18 protein-coding genes are annotated in these 19,458 nt (G+C 43.9%); 12 read left to right on the forward strand and 6 right to left on the reverse strand.

Going from position 1 to position 19,458, the window contains the following annotated elements; all coding sequences use genetic code 11:
• Position 1: 1 nt before the first annotated feature.
• From AB1K83_RS11510 to AB1K83_RS11520, 3 genes are all read right to left on the reverse strand, one after another.
• Positions 2-1,153 (reverse strand): CaiB/BaiF CoA transferase family protein, encoded by a 1,152-nt coding sequence (locus AB1K83_RS11510; RefSeq protein ID WP_413058337.1) that lies wholly within the window; start codon positions 1,151-1,153, stop codon positions 2-4.
• A gap of 441 nt (positions 1,154-1,594) precedes the next feature.
• Positions 1,595-2,350 carry an SDR family NAD(P)-dependent oxidoreductase gene (locus AB1K83_RS11515; protein WP_413058338.1) on the reverse strand — a complete coding sequence of 252 codons (756 nt, stop codon included), beginning with the start codon at positions 2,348-2,350 and terminating at the stop codon, positions 1,595-1,597.
• A gap of 157 nt (positions 2,351-2,507) precedes the next feature.
• Positions 2,508-2,657: a sugar diacid recognition domain-containing protein gene (locus AB1K83_RS11520; protein WP_413058493.1), complete on the reverse strand. Its 150-nt coding sequence runs from the start codon at positions 2,655-2,657 to the stop codon at positions 2,508-2,510.
• A gap of 533 nt (positions 2,658-3,190) precedes the next feature.
• Between AB1K83_RS11520 and nhaC the strand changes: the two genes are divergently transcribed.
• The 3 genes from nhaC to AB1K83_RS11535 all read left to right on the forward strand — a co-directional run bounded on the left by nhaC (position 3,191) and on the right by AB1K83_RS11535 (position 6,420).
• The gene (gene nhaC / locus AB1K83_RS11525) at positions 3,191-4,645 is read left to right on the forward strand and encodes a Na+/H+ antiporter NhaC (RefSeq protein WP_413058339.1); all 1,455 of its coding nucleotides are present in this window, start codon (positions 3,191-3,193) and stop codon (positions 4,643-4,645) included.
• A gap of 338 nt (positions 4,646-4,983) precedes the next feature.
• Positions 4,984-5,667, forward strand: coding sequence for an NUDIX hydrolase (locus AB1K83_RS11530; protein WP_413058340.1), 684 nt, complete (start codon positions 4,984-4,986; stop codon positions 5,665-5,667).
• 45 nt (positions 5,668-5,712) lie between these two features.
• Positions 5,713-6,420 carry an SDR family NAD(P)-dependent oxidoreductase gene (locus tag AB1K83_RS11535; protein WP_413058341.1) on the forward strand — a complete coding sequence of 236 codons (708 nt, stop codon included), beginning with the start codon at positions 5,713-5,715 and terminating at the stop codon, positions 6,418-6,420.
• 99 nt (positions 6,421-6,519) lie between these two features.
• Here the strand turns inward: AB1K83_RS11535 and AB1K83_RS11540 are convergent, their stop codons facing one another.
• The gene (locus AB1K83_RS11540) at positions 6,520-8,229 is read right to left on the reverse strand and encodes an ABC transporter ATP-binding protein (RefSeq protein WP_413058342.1); all 1,710 of its coding nucleotides are present in this window, start codon (positions 8,227-8,229) and stop codon (positions 6,520-6,522) included.
• 229 nt (positions 8,230-8,458) lie between these two features.
• Here AB1K83_RS11540 and AB1K83_RS11545 point away from each other — a divergent pair, with 229 nt between their 5' ends.
• The 8 genes from AB1K83_RS11545 (at position 8,459) to AB1K83_RS11580 (ending at position 14,796) form a co-directional block, all read left to right on the forward strand.
• Positions 8,459-9,220 carry an SDR family NAD(P)-dependent oxidoreductase gene (locus AB1K83_RS11545; RefSeq protein WP_413058343.1) on the forward strand — a complete coding sequence of 254 codons (762 nt, stop codon included), beginning with the start codon at positions 8,459-8,461 and terminating at the stop codon, positions 9,218-9,220.
• Positions 9,221-9,508: 288 nt separating this feature from the next.
• A complete protein-coding gene (locus tag AB1K83_RS11550) occupies positions 9,509-9,919 on the forward strand; it encodes a topoisomerase (RefSeq protein WP_413058344.1) in 411 nt (136 codons plus the stop codon).
• A gap of 582 nt (positions 9,920-10,501) precedes the next feature.
• Entirely contained in the window at positions 10,502-10,942 is a 441-nt protein-coding gene (locus tag AB1K83_RS11555; protein ID WP_413058345.1) for an NUDIX domain-containing protein, read from the forward strand.
• A 101-nt stretch (positions 10,943-11,043) separates the two neighbouring features.
• Complete coding sequence (locus AB1K83_RS11560) at positions 11,044-11,553, forward strand: DinB family protein (protein WP_413058346.1); 510 nt, start codon at positions 11,044-11,046, stop codon at positions 11,551-11,553.
• 280 nt (positions 11,554-11,833) lie between these two features.
• Entirely contained in the window at positions 11,834-13,072 is a 1,239-nt protein-coding gene (locus AB1K83_RS11565; RefSeq protein WP_413058347.1) for an HAD-IIA family hydrolase, read from the forward strand.
• Between the two features lie 306 nt (positions 13,073-13,378).
• Complete coding sequence (locus AB1K83_RS11570; RefSeq protein ID WP_413058348.1) at positions 13,379-13,978, forward strand: hypothetical protein; 600 nt, start codon at positions 13,379-13,381, stop codon at positions 13,976-13,978.
• A gap of 82 nt (positions 13,979-14,060) precedes the next feature.
• Positions 14,061-14,234, forward strand: coding sequence for a Zn-dependent hydrolase (locus tag AB1K83_RS11575; RefSeq protein ID WP_413058349.1), 174 nt, complete (start codon positions 14,061-14,063; stop codon positions 14,232-14,234).
• Complete coding sequence (locus AB1K83_RS11580) at positions 14,221-14,796, forward strand: Fic/DOC family protein (RefSeq protein WP_413058350.1); 576 nt, start codon at positions 14,221-14,223, stop codon at positions 14,794-14,796. The genes AB1K83_RS11575 and AB1K83_RS11580 overlap by 14 nt, the downstream gene beginning before the upstream one ends.
• A 33-nt stretch (positions 14,797-14,829) precedes the next feature.
• Here AB1K83_RS11580 and AB1K83_RS11585 read toward each other — a convergent pair whose 3' ends face one another.
• Both AB1K83_RS11585 and AB1K83_RS11590 read right to left on the reverse strand, forming a co-directional pair.
• Positions 14,830-15,030, reverse strand: a complete 201-nt coding sequence (locus tag AB1K83_RS11585) for a hypothetical protein (protein WP_413058351.1) — start codon at positions 15,028-15,030, stop codon at positions 14,830-14,832.
• A gap of 74 nt (positions 15,031-15,104) precedes the next feature.
• Positions 15,105-15,488 carry an SLAP domain-containing protein gene (locus AB1K83_RS11590; protein WP_413058352.1) on the reverse strand — a complete coding sequence of 128 codons (384 nt, stop codon included), beginning with the start codon at positions 15,486-15,488 and terminating at the stop codon, positions 15,105-15,107.
• Positions 15,489-15,602: 114 nt separating this feature from the next.
• On the opposite strand from AB1K83_RS11590, the gene AB1K83_RS11595 reads away from it, so the two are divergent.
• Positions 15,603-19,454 carry a DEAD/DEAH box helicase gene (locus AB1K83_RS11595; RefSeq protein ID WP_413058353.1) on the forward strand — a complete coding sequence of 1,284 codons (3,852 nt, stop codon included), beginning with the start codon at positions 15,603-15,605 and terminating at the stop codon, positions 19,452-19,454.
• The last annotated feature ends 4 nt before the right edge of the window (positions 19,455-19,458 follow it).

The following is a 19,458-nucleotide window of genomic DNA, read 5'->3' on the forward strand; positions in this document are numbered from 1 at the left end:
TTTATTGAGATAAATTAAATTTAGACAGGATTTCCTGATTATGCTCTCCCGGATCCGGTGGATGAAGGTCATACGTAACGGGTGTCCTGGAAAGTTTCAACGGGCTGCCGATTGCTTTTACCGTCTCTGCTGTAGGATGTTCGTACTCTATGAACATTTCTCTTTCCCGCAGTTGCGGGTCCCTACTGACTTCCGCAATCGTTTGGATCGGTCCGCACGGGATGTTATGCGCATGACATTTCTCAAGCCAATAGGCAGTTGGTTTGGTTTCCATGACCTCCTGTAATAGAGAAACGAGGAGCTCCCTATGTTGCACTCGGTCCGCATTCGTGCGGAACCTGGGATCCTTGCTTAACGAAGGCTTTTCTAATATAGAACATAACTGTTTAAATTGTTGATCGTTCCCCACAGCGATGACCATTTCGCCATCCTGCGTGGTAAAGGTTTGATAAGGAACAATATTGGCGTGGCTATTCCCAAGGGCAGTCGGAACTTTACCGGACATTAAATAATTACTGCCCACGTTCACGAGTGAACTGACGGCGGAATCGTAAAGGGATATATCCAGCTTTTGTCCTTTGCCGGATTGTGTTCGTTCCAGCAATGCGGACTGGATGCCGATGCACGCATATAAACCGGTTAAAATATCGGTAATGGCAACCCCCATTTTTTGAGGGCCAGATTGTTCGGTGCCGGTAATACTCATCAGCCCACTCATCGCTTGGATGATAAAATCATACCCCGGCAAATCTTTGTAGGGCCCAGTTTCCCCAAATCCGGTTATGGAACAGTACACAATCCTCGAATTCAGTTGTGCGACGGTTTCATAATCGAGACCGAAACGCTCCATTGTTCCAACTTTAAAATTGTTAATAAGGACATCAGATTCAGCAATTAACTGTTTGATGAGTGTGATGCCTTCCTCTGATTTCAGATCCACAGTAATGCTTTTTTTATTACGATTCGCACACAGATAATAGGCACTGACATTATTTTGGAAAGGCGGGCCCCATCCACGGGTTTCGTCACTGCCACCTGGAGCTTCCACTTTGATCACCTCGGCACCCAGATCCCCCAGAATCATCGTGCAATAGGGACCCGCCAGCACGCGGGTGAGGTCCAACACTTTAATACCGTTTAAGGCACCAGTCATTTATAATTCCTCCTATACCATTTTGTTAATAAAAAAAGCCAGCTCAAATGAATGCAAAATCTGCAATTCAATTGAACTGGCTTTTACTTGTTGGTCCATGCTTGGATTAGGCATGTGAACAAATTAGGCAGTTATTATGAATATTAAATGGGAGTAACATGTATTGTATACTATTCTGAAAAGTATGTAAATAGGTCTCCTGCGAATCTCAATATTGTACTTCCATAATACAAATAATCCATCCATGAGTGGCTAGCTCTAATAGGATGGATTATTTCATCTTAGCGCTGATCCCCCTGTTGGGAACCTGCTATTACATTGACCATTCTATGTTGCTGCATGGAACGGTTTTTTTATTTTATACATTCTCTACCACCGGTATACCTTTTCAAACTCCTTGGTTCAAGTAGGGAATAGCTGATGAAATATATCTTAACCCACTCACCGCAACATAATCGACCCGCCATCCACCATAATCGTTTGTCCTGTGATGTATTTGGAATCGTCGGAGGCTAGGAAGACCGCGACTCGTCCGATATCTTGCTCGATGTCGCCAAAGCGCCCCAAAGGGATTTTGTTGAGGACTTCTTGGTAGTACTCCGGTTGTGCTTCTGCCCAGGCGCGCACTCCGGGAGAGTCGGCGATTGGGCTGATCAGGTTGACGTTGATACCGAAACGCCCCCATTCATTGGCTGCAACCCGTGAAATGGCGCGGATTGCTTCTTTCGCTGCGGCATAGGCGGCCTGTGTTTCGTGCCCAGCTAGCCCAGCACCGGATGCGAAGTTGATGACTTTTCCTTTGGATTCCTTCAGGTGTGGCAGAGCGGCTTGCATTAGATAGAATGTCGGATAGAAGCCTGTCCCGAATGATAAATCCAAATCCGCTTGGGTGGTCTCTTCGAAGGTCGCTTGTTTGGACGCATGCGCATTATTTACTAGCACGTCCAATTTGCCGTATGTGTCGATAACGGTTTGAATGATGTCGCCTAAAGTTTCCCGTTCCATCAAGTTCGCCTGAAGGAACATGGATTTTGGGGAGATTTCCTGCAATTCTTTTTCCGTTTGTTTGCCAGTCTCTTCATTTAAATCGACGATGACCACGATAGCGCCTTCTTTGGCCATGGCTCTTGCCATCCCACTGCCAATTCCTCCAGCTCCGCCTGTAATCACCGTTATTTTGTCCTGCAGTCTGCCCATTCGCAACCTCTCCTTCTTATGGTAGAATTCTTCTCTATTGTAACCATTGGGGATTAGGGGAGACAAAGAATTGGTATTTTGTTTATTGAATGGACATGTTACGAGTGCTCTGTTTGTGAGGCAGCCATCTTCTTACTACCTAGATCTGCTACTTAACTTATGTTTGATCATCCACGCCTTCCAGTAACTTATCGTATAATCCTAATCTCTTTCTTTCGGACACGCCGATAAGAATTCCCTTTTCATTTGAAATACTGACAGGGTACCCAATAATCTTCTTCGTATTATCTGATAGTTTTTGGGCGATTTATTTTAAGATCTATCCTTCTATTCTTTCTAAAAACGACTATAGTGATTCTTACGCTTTTAGTTAACTTGGCCAATTCAGAAGTCAAACATGATGAATGTACATGCACAAAAATGAAAGGCGATTCCAGCATCAACGGGGGACAAGCCTCCTCAGAGGAGAAGTGGTGTATGGTCTAGAAGAACTATTCTTCTTGTTATGACACGACATAATTATGCAAGTTGCACATTTATAATGACCAACTATTTTAAATTATTGTTTAATTTATCCGTAGATTTGGCTGCCTGGATAAACTACACTTAGAGTTAGAAAATTCAATCAGACGCCTGCTCACTGTTGACACATCTTCTTTCATCTTGAAGAAAGGCGGGCGCGCTCAGAAAAATCTTTGATGTAGTAGGAGATGACGAGGAATGGGTCCGCCTACCTTTGAAAGCGCTTTCCGGTGGAGTGAAGGGAATAGCACTTGTTGACAATGGTACATACACAACTGGTTTATGGAAGTGAAATAATAATAGGGGAGTTGTGAAGGTATGAAAGAAAAACAAATTCGTCTACCCAGTTCATTTGAACTTTTACTTGTCATGGGATTGTTTTTGGCCATCATGTATTTTTCGCTCGCTGTGTTTGAACTACCTATTCATCTAGCCTTGATCGCTGTATGGTTTGTACTTATTTTTCTTGGTTTACGCTTAGGTCATTCCTATGACAATTTGCAGAAATCAATTGCCACAGGTATTTTCACTGGGTTGGAAGCGATCCTTATTATTATTTTTGTCGGGACGTTAATCGGATCGTGGATTGCAGGAGGAATTGTCCCAACGCTCATTTATTTTGGACTCCAGATCATTCATCCCAGTATATTCCTCGTAGCTACCTTACTTATTTGTGCGTTAACTTCACTAGCGACGGGAACGTCCTGGGGAACAGCGGGAACTGCAGGGATTGCGATGATGGGTATCGGTGAAAGTTTTGGTTTGCCGTTAGCACTTGTAGCGGGAGCTGTCGTGTCAGGTGCCTATTTTGGGGATAAATTGTCGCCGATTTCCGATTCTACGGTGATGACGGCTTCTTTAGCGAAAGTGGATCTGATTGCCCATGTTCGATCCATGCTACTCATCAGTTTTCCAGCACTTGTTCTATCGGGAATCCTATTTCTAATTGCCGGCTTTTTCTATACGAGCAAAGGGAACGACCTCAGCATCGTTACAAATAATATTCAAGCATTAAGCGCCAATTTTAACGTCTCGTGGTACATGCTGATCCCAATGGTCGTCGTCATTGTCATGTTGGCGAAAGGGATACCGGCTATGCCGACTTTAGCGTTCGGATCTGTGCTAGGCATTATATGGGCCACCATTTTCCAGGGGGTCGACCTCATACCAGCAATCGGTACATTATATAGTGGTTTTGTGATTGAATCAGGTGTCCCTTTTATCGATTTATTATTTAATCGCGGGGGCATTGAATCGATGTTAGGTGTCATTGCCATTATGATTTTAGCTTTAGGGTTTGGCGGTCTTATGGAGCAGGTCGGTATCTTGGCGGTTATGACCAATATATTGTCGAAGTGGATTACGACGGCGGGACGATTGACATCGTCAACCATTTTTGCAGCCTTTTTAGGGAACTTCTTTGGAAGTGCCGGCTATGTTTCGTTAATTACCGGATGTAAAGTGACGGAGAAGAACTACGACCATTTAAAAGTTGACCGACGTGTATTATCAAGAAATATGGAAACGGGAGGAATCTTAACATCACCCTTAGTGCCATGGGCCGATAATGGGATCTATATGGCGGCTGTTCTCGGCGTGTCCACGATGTCTTATCTTCCCTTTGCCTGGTTAAATCTTATTGGTCTTGCCATTGCGTTATTTTATGGCTTCTCTGGTAAATTCATCTGGTATACAGAGGAAGTCGAGAGCGATGTCAAACAGGATAGCCAACATACAATTACAGTAGAGAAATCTGAACAACCGATTATTTAAGATGGGAGCATTGACAGTTACGAAAGGGCGTTATTTGGACCCAGTTAATCAGGAGGCAGGTGTATTTTACAATGACCATGGCCTGTACAGTGATTATACCGGGGTATGATGTGAATGATTAATTGAATAGTTTGGGGTAAAAAAGTGTCAAGTCAGGTAGAAATTTTAATTACCGAGAACTTGACGCTTTTTTTATTGGGCTAGGAAACTTTTGCTGTCTTTTCGATGATCGCTTGCTTGGGCGTAAGTATGTGAATAATCCACTTCGTCTCTCCTTTATCTATCCACCAGCAAGTGATACGATGAAAGGAAGAACAAGTAAGGCGAGGGATTTTTTCATGTTCCTAGACAAATTGAAAGAACAGTTACATCAACATAAATCCCGGTTTATCGGTGAGGAAACCGCTATGCGTTCTGCGGTTTTGATTCCATTGGTTCAAGTGGATGACGAGTGGCATATTCTTTTTGAAGTGCGTGCTTCCACGATGAGGACCCAGCCGGGTGATATCTGTTTTCCCGGAGGCCGAATCGATGCCACAGATCCGTCCCCGCATGCGGCAGCTTTACGGGAAACGCATGAAGAATTAGGGGTGGATCCAACTACGGTAGACATGTTAGGGCAGTTAGGTCCGTATGTTGCATCGCCTTCCTTTGTTGTGTACCCGTTTGTAGCGACTGTAGCATACGATCAAATTATTCATTCTTTCAACAAAGATGAAGTGGAAGAAGTATTTACCGTGCCCGTCCAATGGCTGTTGGACTATGAACCGTATATGCATCGGGTGGCTGTGGAAATGGTGCCTCCAGCTGATTTTCCATTTGATAAAATTATCAACGGGGCCCAGTATCAGTGGAGAACCCGATACGTGGAAGAATGGTTTTTTGAATATGGACAGTATACGATTTGGGGATTGACCGGAAAGATTTTACAACATTTTATTGGGATTTTGAAGCAAGATAATCTGCTGCTTCAAAGCGCGAAAGATGTATTGGAATCGCCGCAGGACTCGCTTCCATCTTAACTTCAAAGGGCTAGCTAGCAAGCCTCGCATAATAGGAGGGAACTCATGGAATTCCAAGACAAGGTCGTTGTTGTCACAGGTGGTGCTGCCGGGATTGGGAAGACGATAGCGGAGGAGTTTCGCAAAGAGGGCGCTATTGTTTGCATCATCGACATGAGCGAGAATGATTACTTTGTAGGAGACATAGCTGATGAACAGACACTTGAAGCATTTGCTGAGAAAGTGATTGCAGAACATGGCCGTGTGGATTGCCTGATCAACAATGCCATGCTTAGCCGTGGCGGTATACGGGATTGCTCTTATGATGATTTTACTTATGTACTGCGAGTTGGAGTGAGTGCACCATTTATGCTGGCTAAGCTTTTCTCTGCTTCTTTTGGGCCAGGCGCAAGTATCGTGAACATCTCTTCTTCGAGGGATCGGATGAGCCAGCCCAACACGGAAAGCTATACAGCGGCCAAAGGGGGGCTGTCCGCCTTGACCCATTCGTTGGCAGTAAGTCTAGCCGGAAAGGTACGTGTCAATTCCATCTCTCCGGGTTGGATCGATACGGATTTCACGGCCTACCAAGATGCCAATGCCTATCAACACCCGGCCGGACGAGTCGGAAATCCACTGGACATTGCCAATATGGTGCTCTATTTGTGCAGCCCCAAAGCGGGTTTCATCACAGGTGAGAACATTTGTATTGATGGGGGAATGACCCGACAGATGGTGTATCATGATGACTTCGGATGGACTTTTAAGATGTAGTTTTATTCCCTCCAATGTTTTTGTCGTTTCTTTTTCTTCATTTTCAACTGTAGAACAGTAAAAGAACTGCTCAGGTTTATACCCGGGCAGTTCTTTTATTTACACTTGATTCGCATGCAATCTTGCAAACATCCCACCTTGCTCGACCAGCTCCGCATAAGTCCCTTCCTCTTCAATGCCGTCCGCTGTGACGACGATGACGCGGTCGGCGTTGCGGATGGTGGTGAGTCGGTGGGCGATGACGAGTGTCGTCCGGTTTTCGGACAGCTCTTCCAGTGATTCCTGGATGATCCGTTCCGTCTCGGTGTCGAGGGCGGAGGTCGCTTCGTCCAAGATGAGGATCGGCGGATTTTTCAGGAACATTCGGGCGATGGCGAGTCGCTGTTTTTGCCCGCCGGATAGTTTCAATCCGCGTTCGCCGATTTGGGTTTCATATCCTTTTGGTAGATTGTCGATGAATTCCTCCAGATGAGCACGTTTGGCGGCTTCTTCAATTTCCGCATCGGTGGCATCGAGCTTGCCATAGGCAATATTTTCCCGGATGGTGCCTGTAAAGAGGAACACGTCTTGCTGGACGATGCCGATCTGGCGGCGCAGCGATTTCTGTGTCATCTGGCGGATATCGAGACCGTCGATCGTGATCTTTCCTTCCTGTACATCATAAAACCGTGGAATGAGGGAACAGATTGTCGTTTTTCCAGCACCCGATGGCCCGACAAATGCCACGGTTTGTCCCGCTTTGATAGTTAAACTGATGTTTTGCAGGACCGGTTTGTTGTTTTCGTAGCCGAATGTGACATCGGACAGTGTGATATCGCCATTCAAATGAGGGACTTCGATGGCGTCCGGTGCATCTTTGATCTCAGGCTCCTCGTTCATCAATTGGCGGAATCGGCTGAAGCCGGCCATTCCTTTTGGATACATTTCCAGCAATGCGCTGATCTTATCGATCGGCTTCGTCAGAATGTTGACGAACAGAATGAAACTGACAAGCTCACCGTATGTCAACTTTCCATTGTATGTGAACCATGCACCGAGAACTAGGATGACGAGGGTCATGAGCCGTGTCGACATGTAAATGGAAGAAGAGGTCCATGACATCACTTTATAGGCGACCAATTTGGAGAGCCTGAAATTGTCGTTGTCTTTGTTGAACCGCTTCATTTCAAAGTCTTCGTTCGTAAAGGATTTTACGACGCGGGATCCAGAAACCGAGTCTTCCACGCGACCGTTCACTTCTGCGATTTTGCCGTACATATTATGCCAGGCTGCGTTCATTCGCTTGTTGCAGTACGTGATGATAACAACGAGAATCGGAATCATGACAAAGGTAATGAGCGCAAGTTCCGGATTGATGGAATACATGATCCCGAATGCACCGAATATCGTCATGATGGCGATGAAGGCATCCTCCGGCCCGTGGTGCGCAAATTCTCCGATATCGAACAAATCGGTCGTGATCCGGGTCATAATATGCCCGGTCTTCGTATTGTCGAAAAATCGGAAAGATTGCCGCTGGACATGTTCAAAGAGCTCCCTGCGCATGTCCGTTTCAATATTGATGCCGAGCTTATGTCCGAGATAGTTGACGATGAAATGGAGAAAGGTGCTGAGCACGTAAATGAAGAGTAACAGCACGCTGATTGCTGTGATGCGCCCCCAATCGCCGGAAGGGAGCAGGCTGTCGATGAACCACTGGACAGCGACCGGAAATGCGAGCTCCAGCAAAGCGACAAACACCGCACTGGAAAAGTCGATGATGAACAGTCGACGGTGCGGTTTATAATAGGAGAAAAATTGTTTTAACATAGCGTTTCCTTTCTAATGAGGTAGACCTTTCAAAAATAAAAAGAAACCATTATATAGTGAAGGCTACCGTGCAATTGAGATTGTTTCTCAATAGGAAGTATATCATAGATTCACCCAATGCCACTGTTTTTTCAGACACTATGGTTCATTATGTTGCAAAACAACCCATAAAAAGGGTTTACCGTGCCATTGTCGAAATTAGGTCTATACTTTAAAGGGGGTTACAGGAATGGGGAAGTTGATGCAGGATAAGGTTGGAATTGTTACAGCGGCCGGAAGCGGAATCGGCCGGGCGAGCGCCTTGGCGTTTGCTGAAGAAGGAGCGAAGGTAGTAGTATCGGATATTAATGAAGAGGCAGGTATGGAAACTGTACGCCAAATCGAAGAAAATGGCGGGGATGCGATTTTCATTTACTGTAATGTGGCAGAAGAGCAGCAAGTCATCGATCTGGTGAAACAGACGGTTGCGCATTATGGACGCTTGGATTGGGCTCATAATAACGCAGGAATCGGTGCGCCGACCAAACCCATTGCGGACACCGAGACGTCGGACTGGGATCGTTGTGTTCAAATTACACAGACCAGCCTCTATTTTTCATTGAAACATCAAATTCCCGCCATGCTGGAGTCCGGAGGGGGAGCCATTGTCAATACAGCATCCACTGCCGGCTTAATGGGCTCGGAAAACTTGGCGACCTATAGTGCGACCAAATGGGCCGTTAACGGAATGACCAAGTCCGTCGCTCTGGAATATGGAAAGAAGGGAATCCGGGTCAACTCCATCTGCCCTGGGATGACATTAACCGCTGCTGTGGAAGCCTGGTCAAAGGAAGTGCCCGAGCAGGCCAAATACGTAGAAAACGATATTCCCCTAGGACGGATGGGTCGGGCAGAGGAACAGGCACAAGCCGCCGTTTTTCTTTGTTCGGACAAGGCCTCTTATATCACAGGCGTCAACTTGGCCGTGGACGGCGGAGTAACGGCTAAGTAAGGAAGGTGCTGGGTCTAAAAGGAACCTGGAATTTTACTATATGAAAGAATGCCAAGTTTCGCATGGACGTTGCATGGAACTCGGCATTTCAATAAAAGGGACACAATTCGCATATGAATTGTTGTCCCTTTATAGTTGTTGCATCATTATGTTACAACAATTGGCATGTTAGTTTAACAAGATTATATTTCAACGTGAAACTTTTACCAAATAGATACCGTCGAAATTACGTATAGAGACTTGTTGTAGAATCTGTAATTTATTTTGTTGAAAGGGGAAGTAGAAGTATTGAAAAAAGCTATAATTTCAGGAATTGTATTTAGTTCAATTTTGTTAGTTGGGTGTAATGGAAACAAGAACGAAGAACCTGTTCAAGTATTAGCTGAACAAGACGTAGTAGTTACTTCACAAAACGGTGAAAGCGATGCAAATGTATCACCAGAATCAAATTTATTATCTGAATTACACAATGAAATAACAAGTTCTATTTCAGAACAAACCGAACTTGGTGAGTCAATGGCAATCTCGTTAGGTGGTAATTCTGAAGAAATTTCTGTATCAGTAAGTTTTCCAAAGGATGTAAAAGTTGATAATACGATGATTCAACAAATAGTTGAAGATTCTATAAAGAAAGTTTCTGAAACAGAAAACGTAACCATTAGCGAAGAAAATATAACAATAAAAATTGAGGAATACTAACCGAGAAGTTTTTATTCAACATAAATAAAGATTAAGGGAGGTTGTTTACCTGGGCATTTCTGAAACTATAATGCTGGTATTGATTTACAGTGGGCTTCTAATTTTCTTTTTGGTTCCATTTTCTAAAAAAAAGCAATCGATAGTGAGTACAGGATCAATGTGTTTCCGCTCCATTTTTAAGGAGAACTTAGTTGAAATGGTCTTTCAAAGAAAGGCTATATTTGCCTTCGTGTTGTTCGGGTTTGCGTTAATCAGTATTCAATCGGGGTTTGCCGGTGCGCAATGGCACTATAATGCTCATAGTGGTTATGCTCCGATGAGTAATAGATTACCTGCCTTATTCACTATGGGAAGTGTAGTGATCTATACAGTTATGCTATGGCTGGCACTAGGATATATCAGGGCGATAAAGAGCATGAAGGATACGTCAAAAATCAAAATATGATTTCCAATAGATTACTTTTTAGTTGCATAGTAAATAAAATACTTTCTTACTATGTTAAAATAGATTGAACAGTTTATATGTTATAAATAACCTTTGTTCATGCAAAGGGTTATTTTCGTGTAGAAAGGAGTTTTGATTTGAAAAAGATTGACGCTTTAAAAGCGGGAGTTGCTGTAATTATTTTGAACCAAGAGAATCAAGTTCTACTGCAAAAAAGAGCTGATGTGGGCTTGTGGGGAATCCCTTCAGGACATGTGGAAATTGGGGAAACAGTGTCTGAAGCAGTTATAAGAGAAGTAAAAGAAGAGACAAATTTAGATATTAGAATTGAAAAGCTGATTGGTGTTTATTCCGATCCCGATTCACAAGTTTTCAATTATCCAAGTGGCAAAACAGTGCATTTTATAACGACTTGTTTTCTGGCTGAAATTACAGGTGGGGAACTTACATGTAATTCAGATGAATCGCTTGAAATTAAATTCTTTAGTCAAGACAACTTGCCGGAAGATCTGTTAACCATGCACCCTCAATGGTTAGAGGATGCTCTCTCAAAAAAGGAAGCGGCTTTTATTCGCTGACTTAGCAGGAGTCAAAACTATTACAAAGTATTGAATTGTCGATTAACTTTTACGACTCTAGTATAATGGATGGAGAATTTACATAAGGGGGATTGGTTAAGATGACAATTGAAAAACTACGAGAAGGTTCGGCAACGATGAATGCAGCAATCCAAGGGATGGTAGAATTGATTGAAGCAACGGACACATCGCTATTGTACAAGAAGCCATCTGCAGAAGAATGGTCCGTCATGCAAATTGCCTGCCATGTCATTGAAGCGGTGGAATTCTGGGCAGCAGATTTGGAAGCGTTGCTCATCGTGCCAGGAGCCAAATGGGGCCGCAATCATGAACACGTCCGGCGCTTGGCGGCGATTGAAGAAAATTCAGTGGCTGCTGTTACGAAAGAACAAGCAACGGAACGTCTTCAGTCGCTGATGCCACAAGTAGAACGGGTATTTGCAAAAGTGCAGGAGGAAGACTTGGAAAAAACAGCCCCGAGCTACAACCCGAATTTTGATGGCAAACCGCTATCCTTCCTGATTGATCATTTACTCATTAAGCATGCGGTTGGCCACTTAGGCCAGATGGAACGTCATTTGGCGAAAGTCCAAGAACAACCAGTTAACTAAGAGGATATTCGCCACTTCATCCTTAAAAGGTATCCTTGAAAAAGGTCTCATCAATCAATTTCCGTAGCTCTCCGGTGAAATACCCTGGAAGCCTGCGGATTTTTTTCTTTTTAGATGCCATGACGGTAATCAGTAGAGCGCGGTACATAACGCAATAGGGACTATACGAAAAGGGGGCTTACGGAATGGGGAAGTTGATGCAGGATAAAGTGGATAAATCGGCAGTTGACCAGGGTCTTGGTAGTGTCGCTAAATTAGCTATTCATAAGGAGAGAATATTATGCTAGTTGATGAATTTGATGTATTTTTGTTTGATTTAGATGGAGTGATTTATATAGGACCTGAACCACTTCCAGAAGCGGTAGAATCGCTCAAACGTCTTCGGCAAGATAAGAAAATGATTCGGTTTTTAACAAATGATCCATGTACAACACGTGAAAAAACAGCAAGACGGTTAAATAGTCTTGGTATAGATGCAAGTAGCGAAGAAGTAATTACATCAGGTTGGGCGACTGCCCAATATTTAAAAAGTGAAAAGATCAGAACTGCACTTGTTTTAGGTGATGAAAATTTAAAATGGGAATGTCAACAGGTAGGTATTAATACTGACAATCAAAACGATGTTGAAGCCGTTGTTGTCGGGTGGGACAATGATGTGTCTTTTCATGACATCCAGCAAGCAGCAAAATTAATTCATAAAGGATCAAAATTTATTGCGACAAATGCTGATAGAACGTTTCCAACTCCAGAAGGTCCTTTACCTGCCACTGGAGCGATGGTAGAAGCGATTCGGATTTCAACAGAGAAGAGACCTATCATTGTGGGAAAACCATACCCATATATGTTTAAAAAAGCTCTTGAAGATTTTAGCCCATCCTCCAGAGCAGTAATGATTGGTGATAATCCATATACTGATGTTTTAGGTGCACATCAGGCGGGGATTCCAGCCATTTTAGTATCAGACCAAAAGATAAAAAAATTTCCATCAGAAAAAGATTTTCGTAATCCAGATGCTACCATACCAAATTTAAAGAGTTTATTTGACAGTAATATAAACATTAAAAAATGGATTTCTCCTTCCTTTACTTGGCCCGAGAATATTAAAGCAGGAGTAGCAGGTATTATTTTTGATAGAAAACAGCGAGTGCTTCTGATGAAACGTGCAGATAACGGTTTATGGGGGATTCCTTCGGGCCATGTTGAACCGGGAGAAACTGTAGAAGAAGCAATCATCAGAGAAATTAGGGAAGAAACGGGTTTAAGCGTCAAAGTAAATCGGCTTATCGGAGTATATTCTGATCCTGTTTCCCAAGTTTTTTCATATCCAAACGGGAAAGTGAGTCACTTTATTACAACTTGTTTCGAATGTGAAGTTGTGGAAGGAACTCTAAATAAGGAAAATGAAGAAACATTAGATGTGAATTACTTTGATCTAAATCATTTACCAGAAAATCTCTTACACATGCATCCAAGATGGATTAAAGATGCCTTGGAAGAAAGTATTTCTTATATCCGTTAATATGGACCCTTCGATAGAATAGGAGAATGAAAAAAGACTGGAGGTTAAGACTTCGAGTCATTTTCATTTTGATAACAATAACTAGTAGTGGTAATTCCAACTTTGAAGGAGAAGCTAGAAATCATATGAAAAAATTTGAAAAACACAGTGGATATTCGAGAACATTTAAGGCAAATAATCTTACGTTTGTAATCGGTGCCTGTGTCCGAAACAAACATGAATTTTAAAACATTCATGTTTATTCAAACTAACACGATTGTTTTAGTGCCTGGCACCGTGAAACTACTGCAAAGGAAAGGAGATCCGATGACTTCAAAACTAAACATCAACAAGCCGGTGGCAGCGGATAATCTTATTGTTTTTACATTTTTTCTGCACCTTTTGTTACTGTTAGTTGCCAGCTCTGTCCCAGAAGGACGTTTCCTCTTTTGGCTGCCCATCAATCTGATAGTGGAGGCTTTCATTATATTCCGACTCCTCCTATTGTGGAGGCGTTATAGTAAGCACGAACCGAGGCGGTACAACTCCCTCCAGTTGTATTGGATACTTACCGGACTTTCTATTTTTGCAATGATGCCTTTTGTTAGGGCGACATATGGTTCGGTAGCTTTTTGGCCATTCCTGATCGCTACAATATTTTTATTCCTATTGAGTCATTTATGGAAAGAGCGGATTACCTCAGTATTTGTGAATCCCCGCAAAACAAAGCAATTCGTCAAGTGGCCGAAAGTGCTCGCCATCATTGTTATCGTTGGACTTGTCATAATGACTACGCTGCGCTTCACGCCGGCACATCCTAACTTGGGGCTTAGTATTTTCACATATATGATAGGTGGCTTTTTGATTTTTTATGCAACCCCTTTTTCACTTGACAAAGAACGAATCGAGAAGCTGATGGCCGAATAAGATGTGCCTGTCACCACGATGGTAAAGGCTGTGCGGGTATTGTATAATAGAGGAAAGGGAAGTACTTGGAAGGAGCCGGATCATGAAGGAATTAACTTTGGAATCCAAAGAGTTCAAAAGAGTGCTTCATAATCTGCATTTGGAAAATATGTCTCTCCATTCGTCTCTGCAAAAAAAAGTGGTCGACCTCGTCAATTCAGGAGTTCCCATCACATCAAACGTGATTAAGGAAACTTTGAAGCGTGAAAAGTTATAATCATGGAGATAATGATCCGTACCCACTACAGCATAATCTGCTAGGCCTCCAAACCTATGAAGAATTGGAAGAGGCGGAAGCATTGGTCTTCTCGCTTCGTGCAGCTGAATTGGAGAAGGAAGGCTATTCGTTTTCCTTCACGAAAGACGGTTTTAAGAACTTGCACAAGCATTTATTCCAGGACATTTATCCGTTTGCCGGTGAATTCCGGACTGTACAACTAATGAAGGGGAGTACCCGTTTTTGCCAAGTTCAGTTTCTTGAACAATATGCCACCGAATTATTTGGCAAGCTCTCTGAGGAGCCGGATTGGGCTTCGTTGGAAGAAGCTGCGGAACGGCTGGCCTTTTTCAAGTCCGAGTTGAATATGCTCCATCCTTTCCGTGAAGGGAACGGGCGGACCATCCGGATTTTCATCCACGCCTATGCCCGCTCGAAAGGAGTGGAGTGGCAGTATGAAACGATCGAGCGGAACGCTTACATGCGGGCGATGGTTCAATCGGTCACTTCCACCGAATTGTTGAAGGCCCTGTTTCTTGAGACGATTCATTTTTATAAATAAGGAACCCACACACATGTGCATGGGTTCCTTTTTTCATTCATTGAAATCAAGAGGTCTGCACTGCTCATTGTTCGCACGTGAATCTCTGTTCCTGTTGTCAAAGTCCTCAGCGAGTTCGACGTTGCGATTTTCCCCTTTGTCATTCGTATTGCTGTTGCTGTTCCGATTGTCTTTGTAGACGTCAAAACTATTATGGGTTCTTTCGTTCATAGTCTTTTTGTTGTTTTTGTTCATCACGGGTCACCTCCTCTTGCCTACTATGCTCGTAAGCGGAGGATGTATACGTTTGTATCTGAGGCGGTTGTTTGTTACTTGATTTTATAAATGACCGTCATTTCTTCAGAAGGAACCTTATGTCGCATCACACAATCCGCCGGAAAGACAAACGACCAAGGGAGCGCTGACGAAGCGGGGATGTTGAGCTGTACGTCAAAAAGATGATCCGCAACCACGTCTTTTGAACGATCTAACAATTGGACTTGTAACGATTGCAACAAGATGTCCTGATGGGAGTTATTCCGTAAAAATACGGTGGCGACCAAGCCGCCATTTTTCTTATATTTGATGCGGATGGGCGATAGATCAAATTCATTACCACTTGCGGGAAGTGCATGAAGAAGTTGAGCCATCTCTTCTTTTTGACTGTTCGATAACGTTCGATCCCAAACGTCTTGGAAATGTAGAATCGTCATAACATCCATCCTTTCATTATGGAATTATCATAACATATCCAAATCATGACCCAAGTCATTTATATCCTCCCGGACTCCATGATATGATAGAGGGACGTTTTTGGGAAAGTAGGCATGACAGTGAACCAACAGGTCTTGATCAAACAGGAAATCCAGTGTGCTCTGAAAATGACGGATAACGCACGTAAAGGGTTTTCTAAATTCATACAAGATGAGCATGCTTTTTTTGCTATGCAGCGTGCTTTTGATGTACATATTGAAAAGCGTCCGGTCAATAAACATGGCAATCTGTCGTTTTCGATTTTCTTTGATAATGAAACAAATGAGGCATTGGCAACCCAATTGAACGCTAGGGTGGCGGTGATGGAATGTGTTTATCAAAACGATGGGTTTTTAGCGACGGGTTTTCATGTGCGCGGTAGAAAGGAGCCGGTCCGCACAAATCGCCGTCTCCCTGTCCGTCTCCAGTTTCAACTAGGACGCAACGTCCATGCTCCCTTGCCGATTGAATTGTACACCAGTCTTCGGGAATTACCCATTGCGGATGAACGTTCTGAATATGTTCAGAAACGAATTGCCAGTTGGGAAGGATATTTACGAATTCAGGAACGGAATGCGGACGTGGAAGATGTGACCGCGTCTTTCGCAATGTCAAATTTGAATAAGGATTTCACTAGGCTGCGCCTCATTTGTAATGGCTTGAAGGCCAAGGAATGGAAAACGATCACGGGATTCAGTGCGAAATTCAAAGGGCAGCAACAGGATATCGGAAATGTGGTCCAAGTCAATACATCACAAAACCTTGTGGAAATCGAGTTGAATCGCAGACATCAGGAGATGGCGAGACGGCAGGAATGGCCTCCTACCTCCTATAATGAAGTCGTCTTCAGCAATTTTGCGGAGCTGAGCCAAGTCAGAAGACTTCGAAAAGGTTTCAAGGATCTTCAAGACGGGCTTGCCGCCAATTCCAATTTGGAGAAAATCCTCTTTGAAGAGCGGCCGGTTGTCCGTATTTCGAAACAGCAGCTCGATCTTGATTTTCATAATAGATTAAACGAATTCCAAAGAGAAGCGGTAACCGGGGCGATGACGGCGAATGATATATATGTCATCCAAGGGCCCCCGGGTACCGGGAAAACGACGGTCATCTCTGAGATCTGCCACCAAAATGTAAAGGCGGGACTTCGCACACTTGTCGCCTCCCAAGCGAATCTGGCTGTAGACAACGCCCTTGGCAGATTGTTATCCCATCAGGATATCCGGATTTTGCGTTACGGTAGGACGGAGAGCATTGAGGAGGAAGGGAAGCGGTTCATTGAAGAAAATGTAGCTTCCCATTGGAGAGACCAAACCTTACTGGCTATCCAGGAACATCTTCAAGCGCATGCTAGACGGGAAGCTCAGCTAGAGCAGGACATCAGACAATGCGAGCAGCAATATGAACAAAACCGACAAGAATTGGAACGGCTGATGGAACAGATTCGATTGAAAAAAGAAGCTCAAATCGAGCAGCAATCCTGTTCCAAAGAGTTGGACATCCTGGCAGGCAAGAAGAAGCATCTACAGAATGAACTGGACAACTTAGTAAAAGTCCAAGAAGAGTTGAACCGATCCGCTGAACAAATCGCGGAAGACATAAAACAAACCGAACAGTTCCTTCATTCCAACAGCAGCAGTCCAGAAATGGAAAAGCAGATGGAGGAATTGACACGGCAAATTACCGATTTGCAAAATGAAATCAGGTATCGCGAATTGTTACAGCAGATGGATACGCTTAACACTTCACTTGAGATGAACTATAAGAAGATAGAGATGGAACAAAGCAGAATCACTCTATTACAAGGATTGTCCAAAGCGCTGCCTGGCATGACCAAGCTGGACGTTTTACAACATGGTATTTCGGAGGTCGGAATCATACCGACCAATGCAATCAAACAAAGCATGATGGAACTAAGTCGGTTAATTGAAACGATACAATCGGAACCCAACGCCATTGCCTATACAGAATGGATTCAGTTAAACGACCGCCTTTCCAAGGCAATGGAAACGATCCAACGTATATTGGAAAGCCAAGGTTTTTGGAAACAAGCCCTTCATTATCCGATACCGGCAAGCCGCCGACATACTTCCCCGCAAGACATCAACGCACTGATCGACAGCATCGGTCGTTATCTCGTGAAGCCAGCTATCAAGCAAACCCTTGCCTTACGGACGTATGCACCTCAAAAATATGAAATCCTTGAACATATAGCTACGGCTTTCAACTTATTGAAAGACCGCAAAAAGTTCACGGAATCGCAACTTACGACCGTTGAACAGACGAAAACCGTTTTCCTTGCCATCAAAGAAGGCCTGATCGATCAAGTGAATCACACCATTGCAAAAATGGATCAGGAAATGATTATTTTGCAGGCGGAGGTCGAAAAAGAGGAAAACCGACTGCAAGACTTCCGGCAATTAATTTCGAACCAACTTGCAACTGTCGGCACACTTGATGAAACCGTTGATCTGACGGAACTGGTTGAGCGATTGAAGGTCATTGAAAAAACGATCGCTTCATATGAAGAGTCAAAAGAGTTATGGAATCAAAAAGCTTCGGAACTGGAAGGGAAAAAGAAGGATCAGTTGGCGTTAGCAAACCAAACCGAAAGTAATGAGGTTTCGCGTTTTGCAATAACCGAGGAAGTGGAAACTTGCCAAAACAAAATGGATAGCCTTCAAACAAGGCTGCAAGAGTTGGAGGACCTACTCGCCCAACAGCCCGAAGCTGAGCACCACCGATTGCTCACTGAAAATGAAAAGCTGTCCAAACAAATGGGTGAGATGAAGCGGGAACAAAGCCGATTGCCTATGACAAAGGCTCTTCAGCAAGAATGGGTGACCCTGTTAACCGATGCAACGGACTATGATCTGGATGAAATCAGGAAATTATATGTACGGCATGCGAATGTAATCGGAACGACTTGCGTAGCATCTGCCAGACGGGATTTCATGGAAGAATACCCCGATTTCGATGTCGTCATCATCGATGAAGTTTCCAAAGCGACCCCTCCCGAATTACTCCTTCCGATGTTGAAAGGGAAGAAGATCATTTTAGTAGGGGATCATCACCAGCTGCCGCCGCTTGTCGGTCAGGAAACGATGGAGGAATTCCTGGAGGAAATCGACGACCGTGATGAAAAACGGGAACTGGAAGCGCTACTGAAAGAATCGTTATTCGAACGGCTTTTCAGAACATTGCCGAAGCAGAACAAGACGATGCTGGGCATCCAATATCGCATGCACGAAAGTATTATGGAGACAATCGCTCACTTTTATAAAGAAGGAGATTCTCGGTTGCTCTGCGGATTGGACAATTCCGATTCGGTGCGGGATCACTTGCTGGAATCCCGCTTTGTAAAAAGGAAGGATCATCTGCTGTGGTTCGACATGCCGAATGAGCCGAAGTTCTTTGAAGAGAAGGTGAAAGGGGGCACTAGCCTCTACAATCAAGCTGAATTGACGATGATACGTACCTTGTTGGAAGACTTGGATGATGCAACAGAGAAGGCGAAGCGGGCAGGCAGAATGGGTCCGGATGATCGAAAAAGCATTGGAGTTATCAGTTTCTATGGAGAGCAGGTCAAACGGATCGATCGATTGATTCATCAAGAATTGATGCCGGAGCATTTGCATTGTCGGACCGGATCGGTGGACAAGTTTCAAGGGATGGAAATGGACGTCATCCTATTAAGTTTTGTCCGTAATCATCAAGAAAAGGGCGGCAGTATCGGTTTTGCGAAAGATTATAGACGATTGAATGTTGCCTTGTCGCGTGCGCGGGAATTGCTCATCGTTGTCGGAAGTTCGGAAATGTTCACCATTCGGACGAAAGACTTGAACACGCGGGAAATGTACGGGCGGCTTTTGGCTGAAATGATCAAAAATCAAGGCTTACGTGATCATGAGGGAAACACCATCGTGTAGGGGG

Source organism: Sporosarcina sp. 179-K 3D1 HS, assembly GCF_047228905.1.
In the GTDB taxonomy this organism is placed as follows: domain Bacteria; phylum Bacillota; class Bacilli; order Bacillales_A; family Planococcaceae; genus Sporosarcina.

Coding starts and splice junctions, on each gene's coding strand:
- AB1K83_RS11570 (WP_413058348.1), top strand. CDS start 13,379: ATGACTTCAAAACTAAACATCAACAAGCCGGTGGCAGCGGATAATCTT.
- AB1K83_RS11545 (WP_413058343.1), top strand. CDS start 8,459: ATGGGGAAGTTGATGCAGGATAAGGTTGGAATTGTTACAGCGGCCGGA.
- AB1K83_RS11575 (WP_413058349.1), top strand. CDS start 14,061: ATGAAGGAATTAACTTTGGAATCCAAAGAGTTCAAAAGAGTGCTTCAT.
- AB1K83_RS11560 (WP_413058346.1), top strand. CDS start 11,044: ATGACAATTGAAAAACTACGAGAAGGTTCGGCAACGATGAATGCAGCA.
- AB1K83_RS11510 (WP_413058337.1), bottom strand. CDS start 1,153: ATGACTGGTGCCTTAAACGGTATTAAAGTGTTGGACCTCACCCGCGTG.
- AB1K83_RS11535 (WP_413058341.1), top strand. CDS start 5,713: ATGGAATTCCAAGACAAGGTCGTTGTTGTCACAGGTGGTGCTGCCGGG.
- nhaC (WP_413058339.1), top strand. CDS start 3,191: ATGAAAGAAAAACAAATTCGTCTACCCAGTTCATTTGAACTTTTACTT.
- AB1K83_RS11540 (WP_413058342.1), bottom strand. CDS start 8,229: ATGTTAAAACAATTTTTCTCCTATTATAAACCGCACCGTCGACTGTTC.
- AB1K83_RS11515 (WP_413058338.1), bottom strand. CDS start 2,350: ATGGGCAGACTGCAGGACAAAATAACGGTGATTACAGGCGGAGCTGGA.
- AB1K83_RS11595 (WP_413058353.1), top strand. CDS start 15,603: ATGACAGTGAACCAACAGGTCTTGATCAAACAGGAAATCCAGTGTGCT.
- AB1K83_RS11590 (WP_413058352.1), bottom strand. CDS start 15,488: ATGACGATTCTACATTTCCAAGACGTTTGGGATCGAACGTTATCGAAC.
- AB1K83_RS11530 (WP_413058340.1), top strand. CDS start 4,984: ATGTTCCTAGACAAATTGAAAGAACAGTTACATCAACATAAATCCCGG.
- AB1K83_RS11565 (WP_413058347.1), top strand. CDS start 11,834: ATGCTAGTTGATGAATTTGATGTATTTTTGTTTGATTTAGATGGAGTG.
- AB1K83_RS11585 (WP_413058351.1), bottom strand. CDS start 15,030: ATGAACAAAAACAACAAAAAGACTATGAACGAAAGAACCCATAATAGT.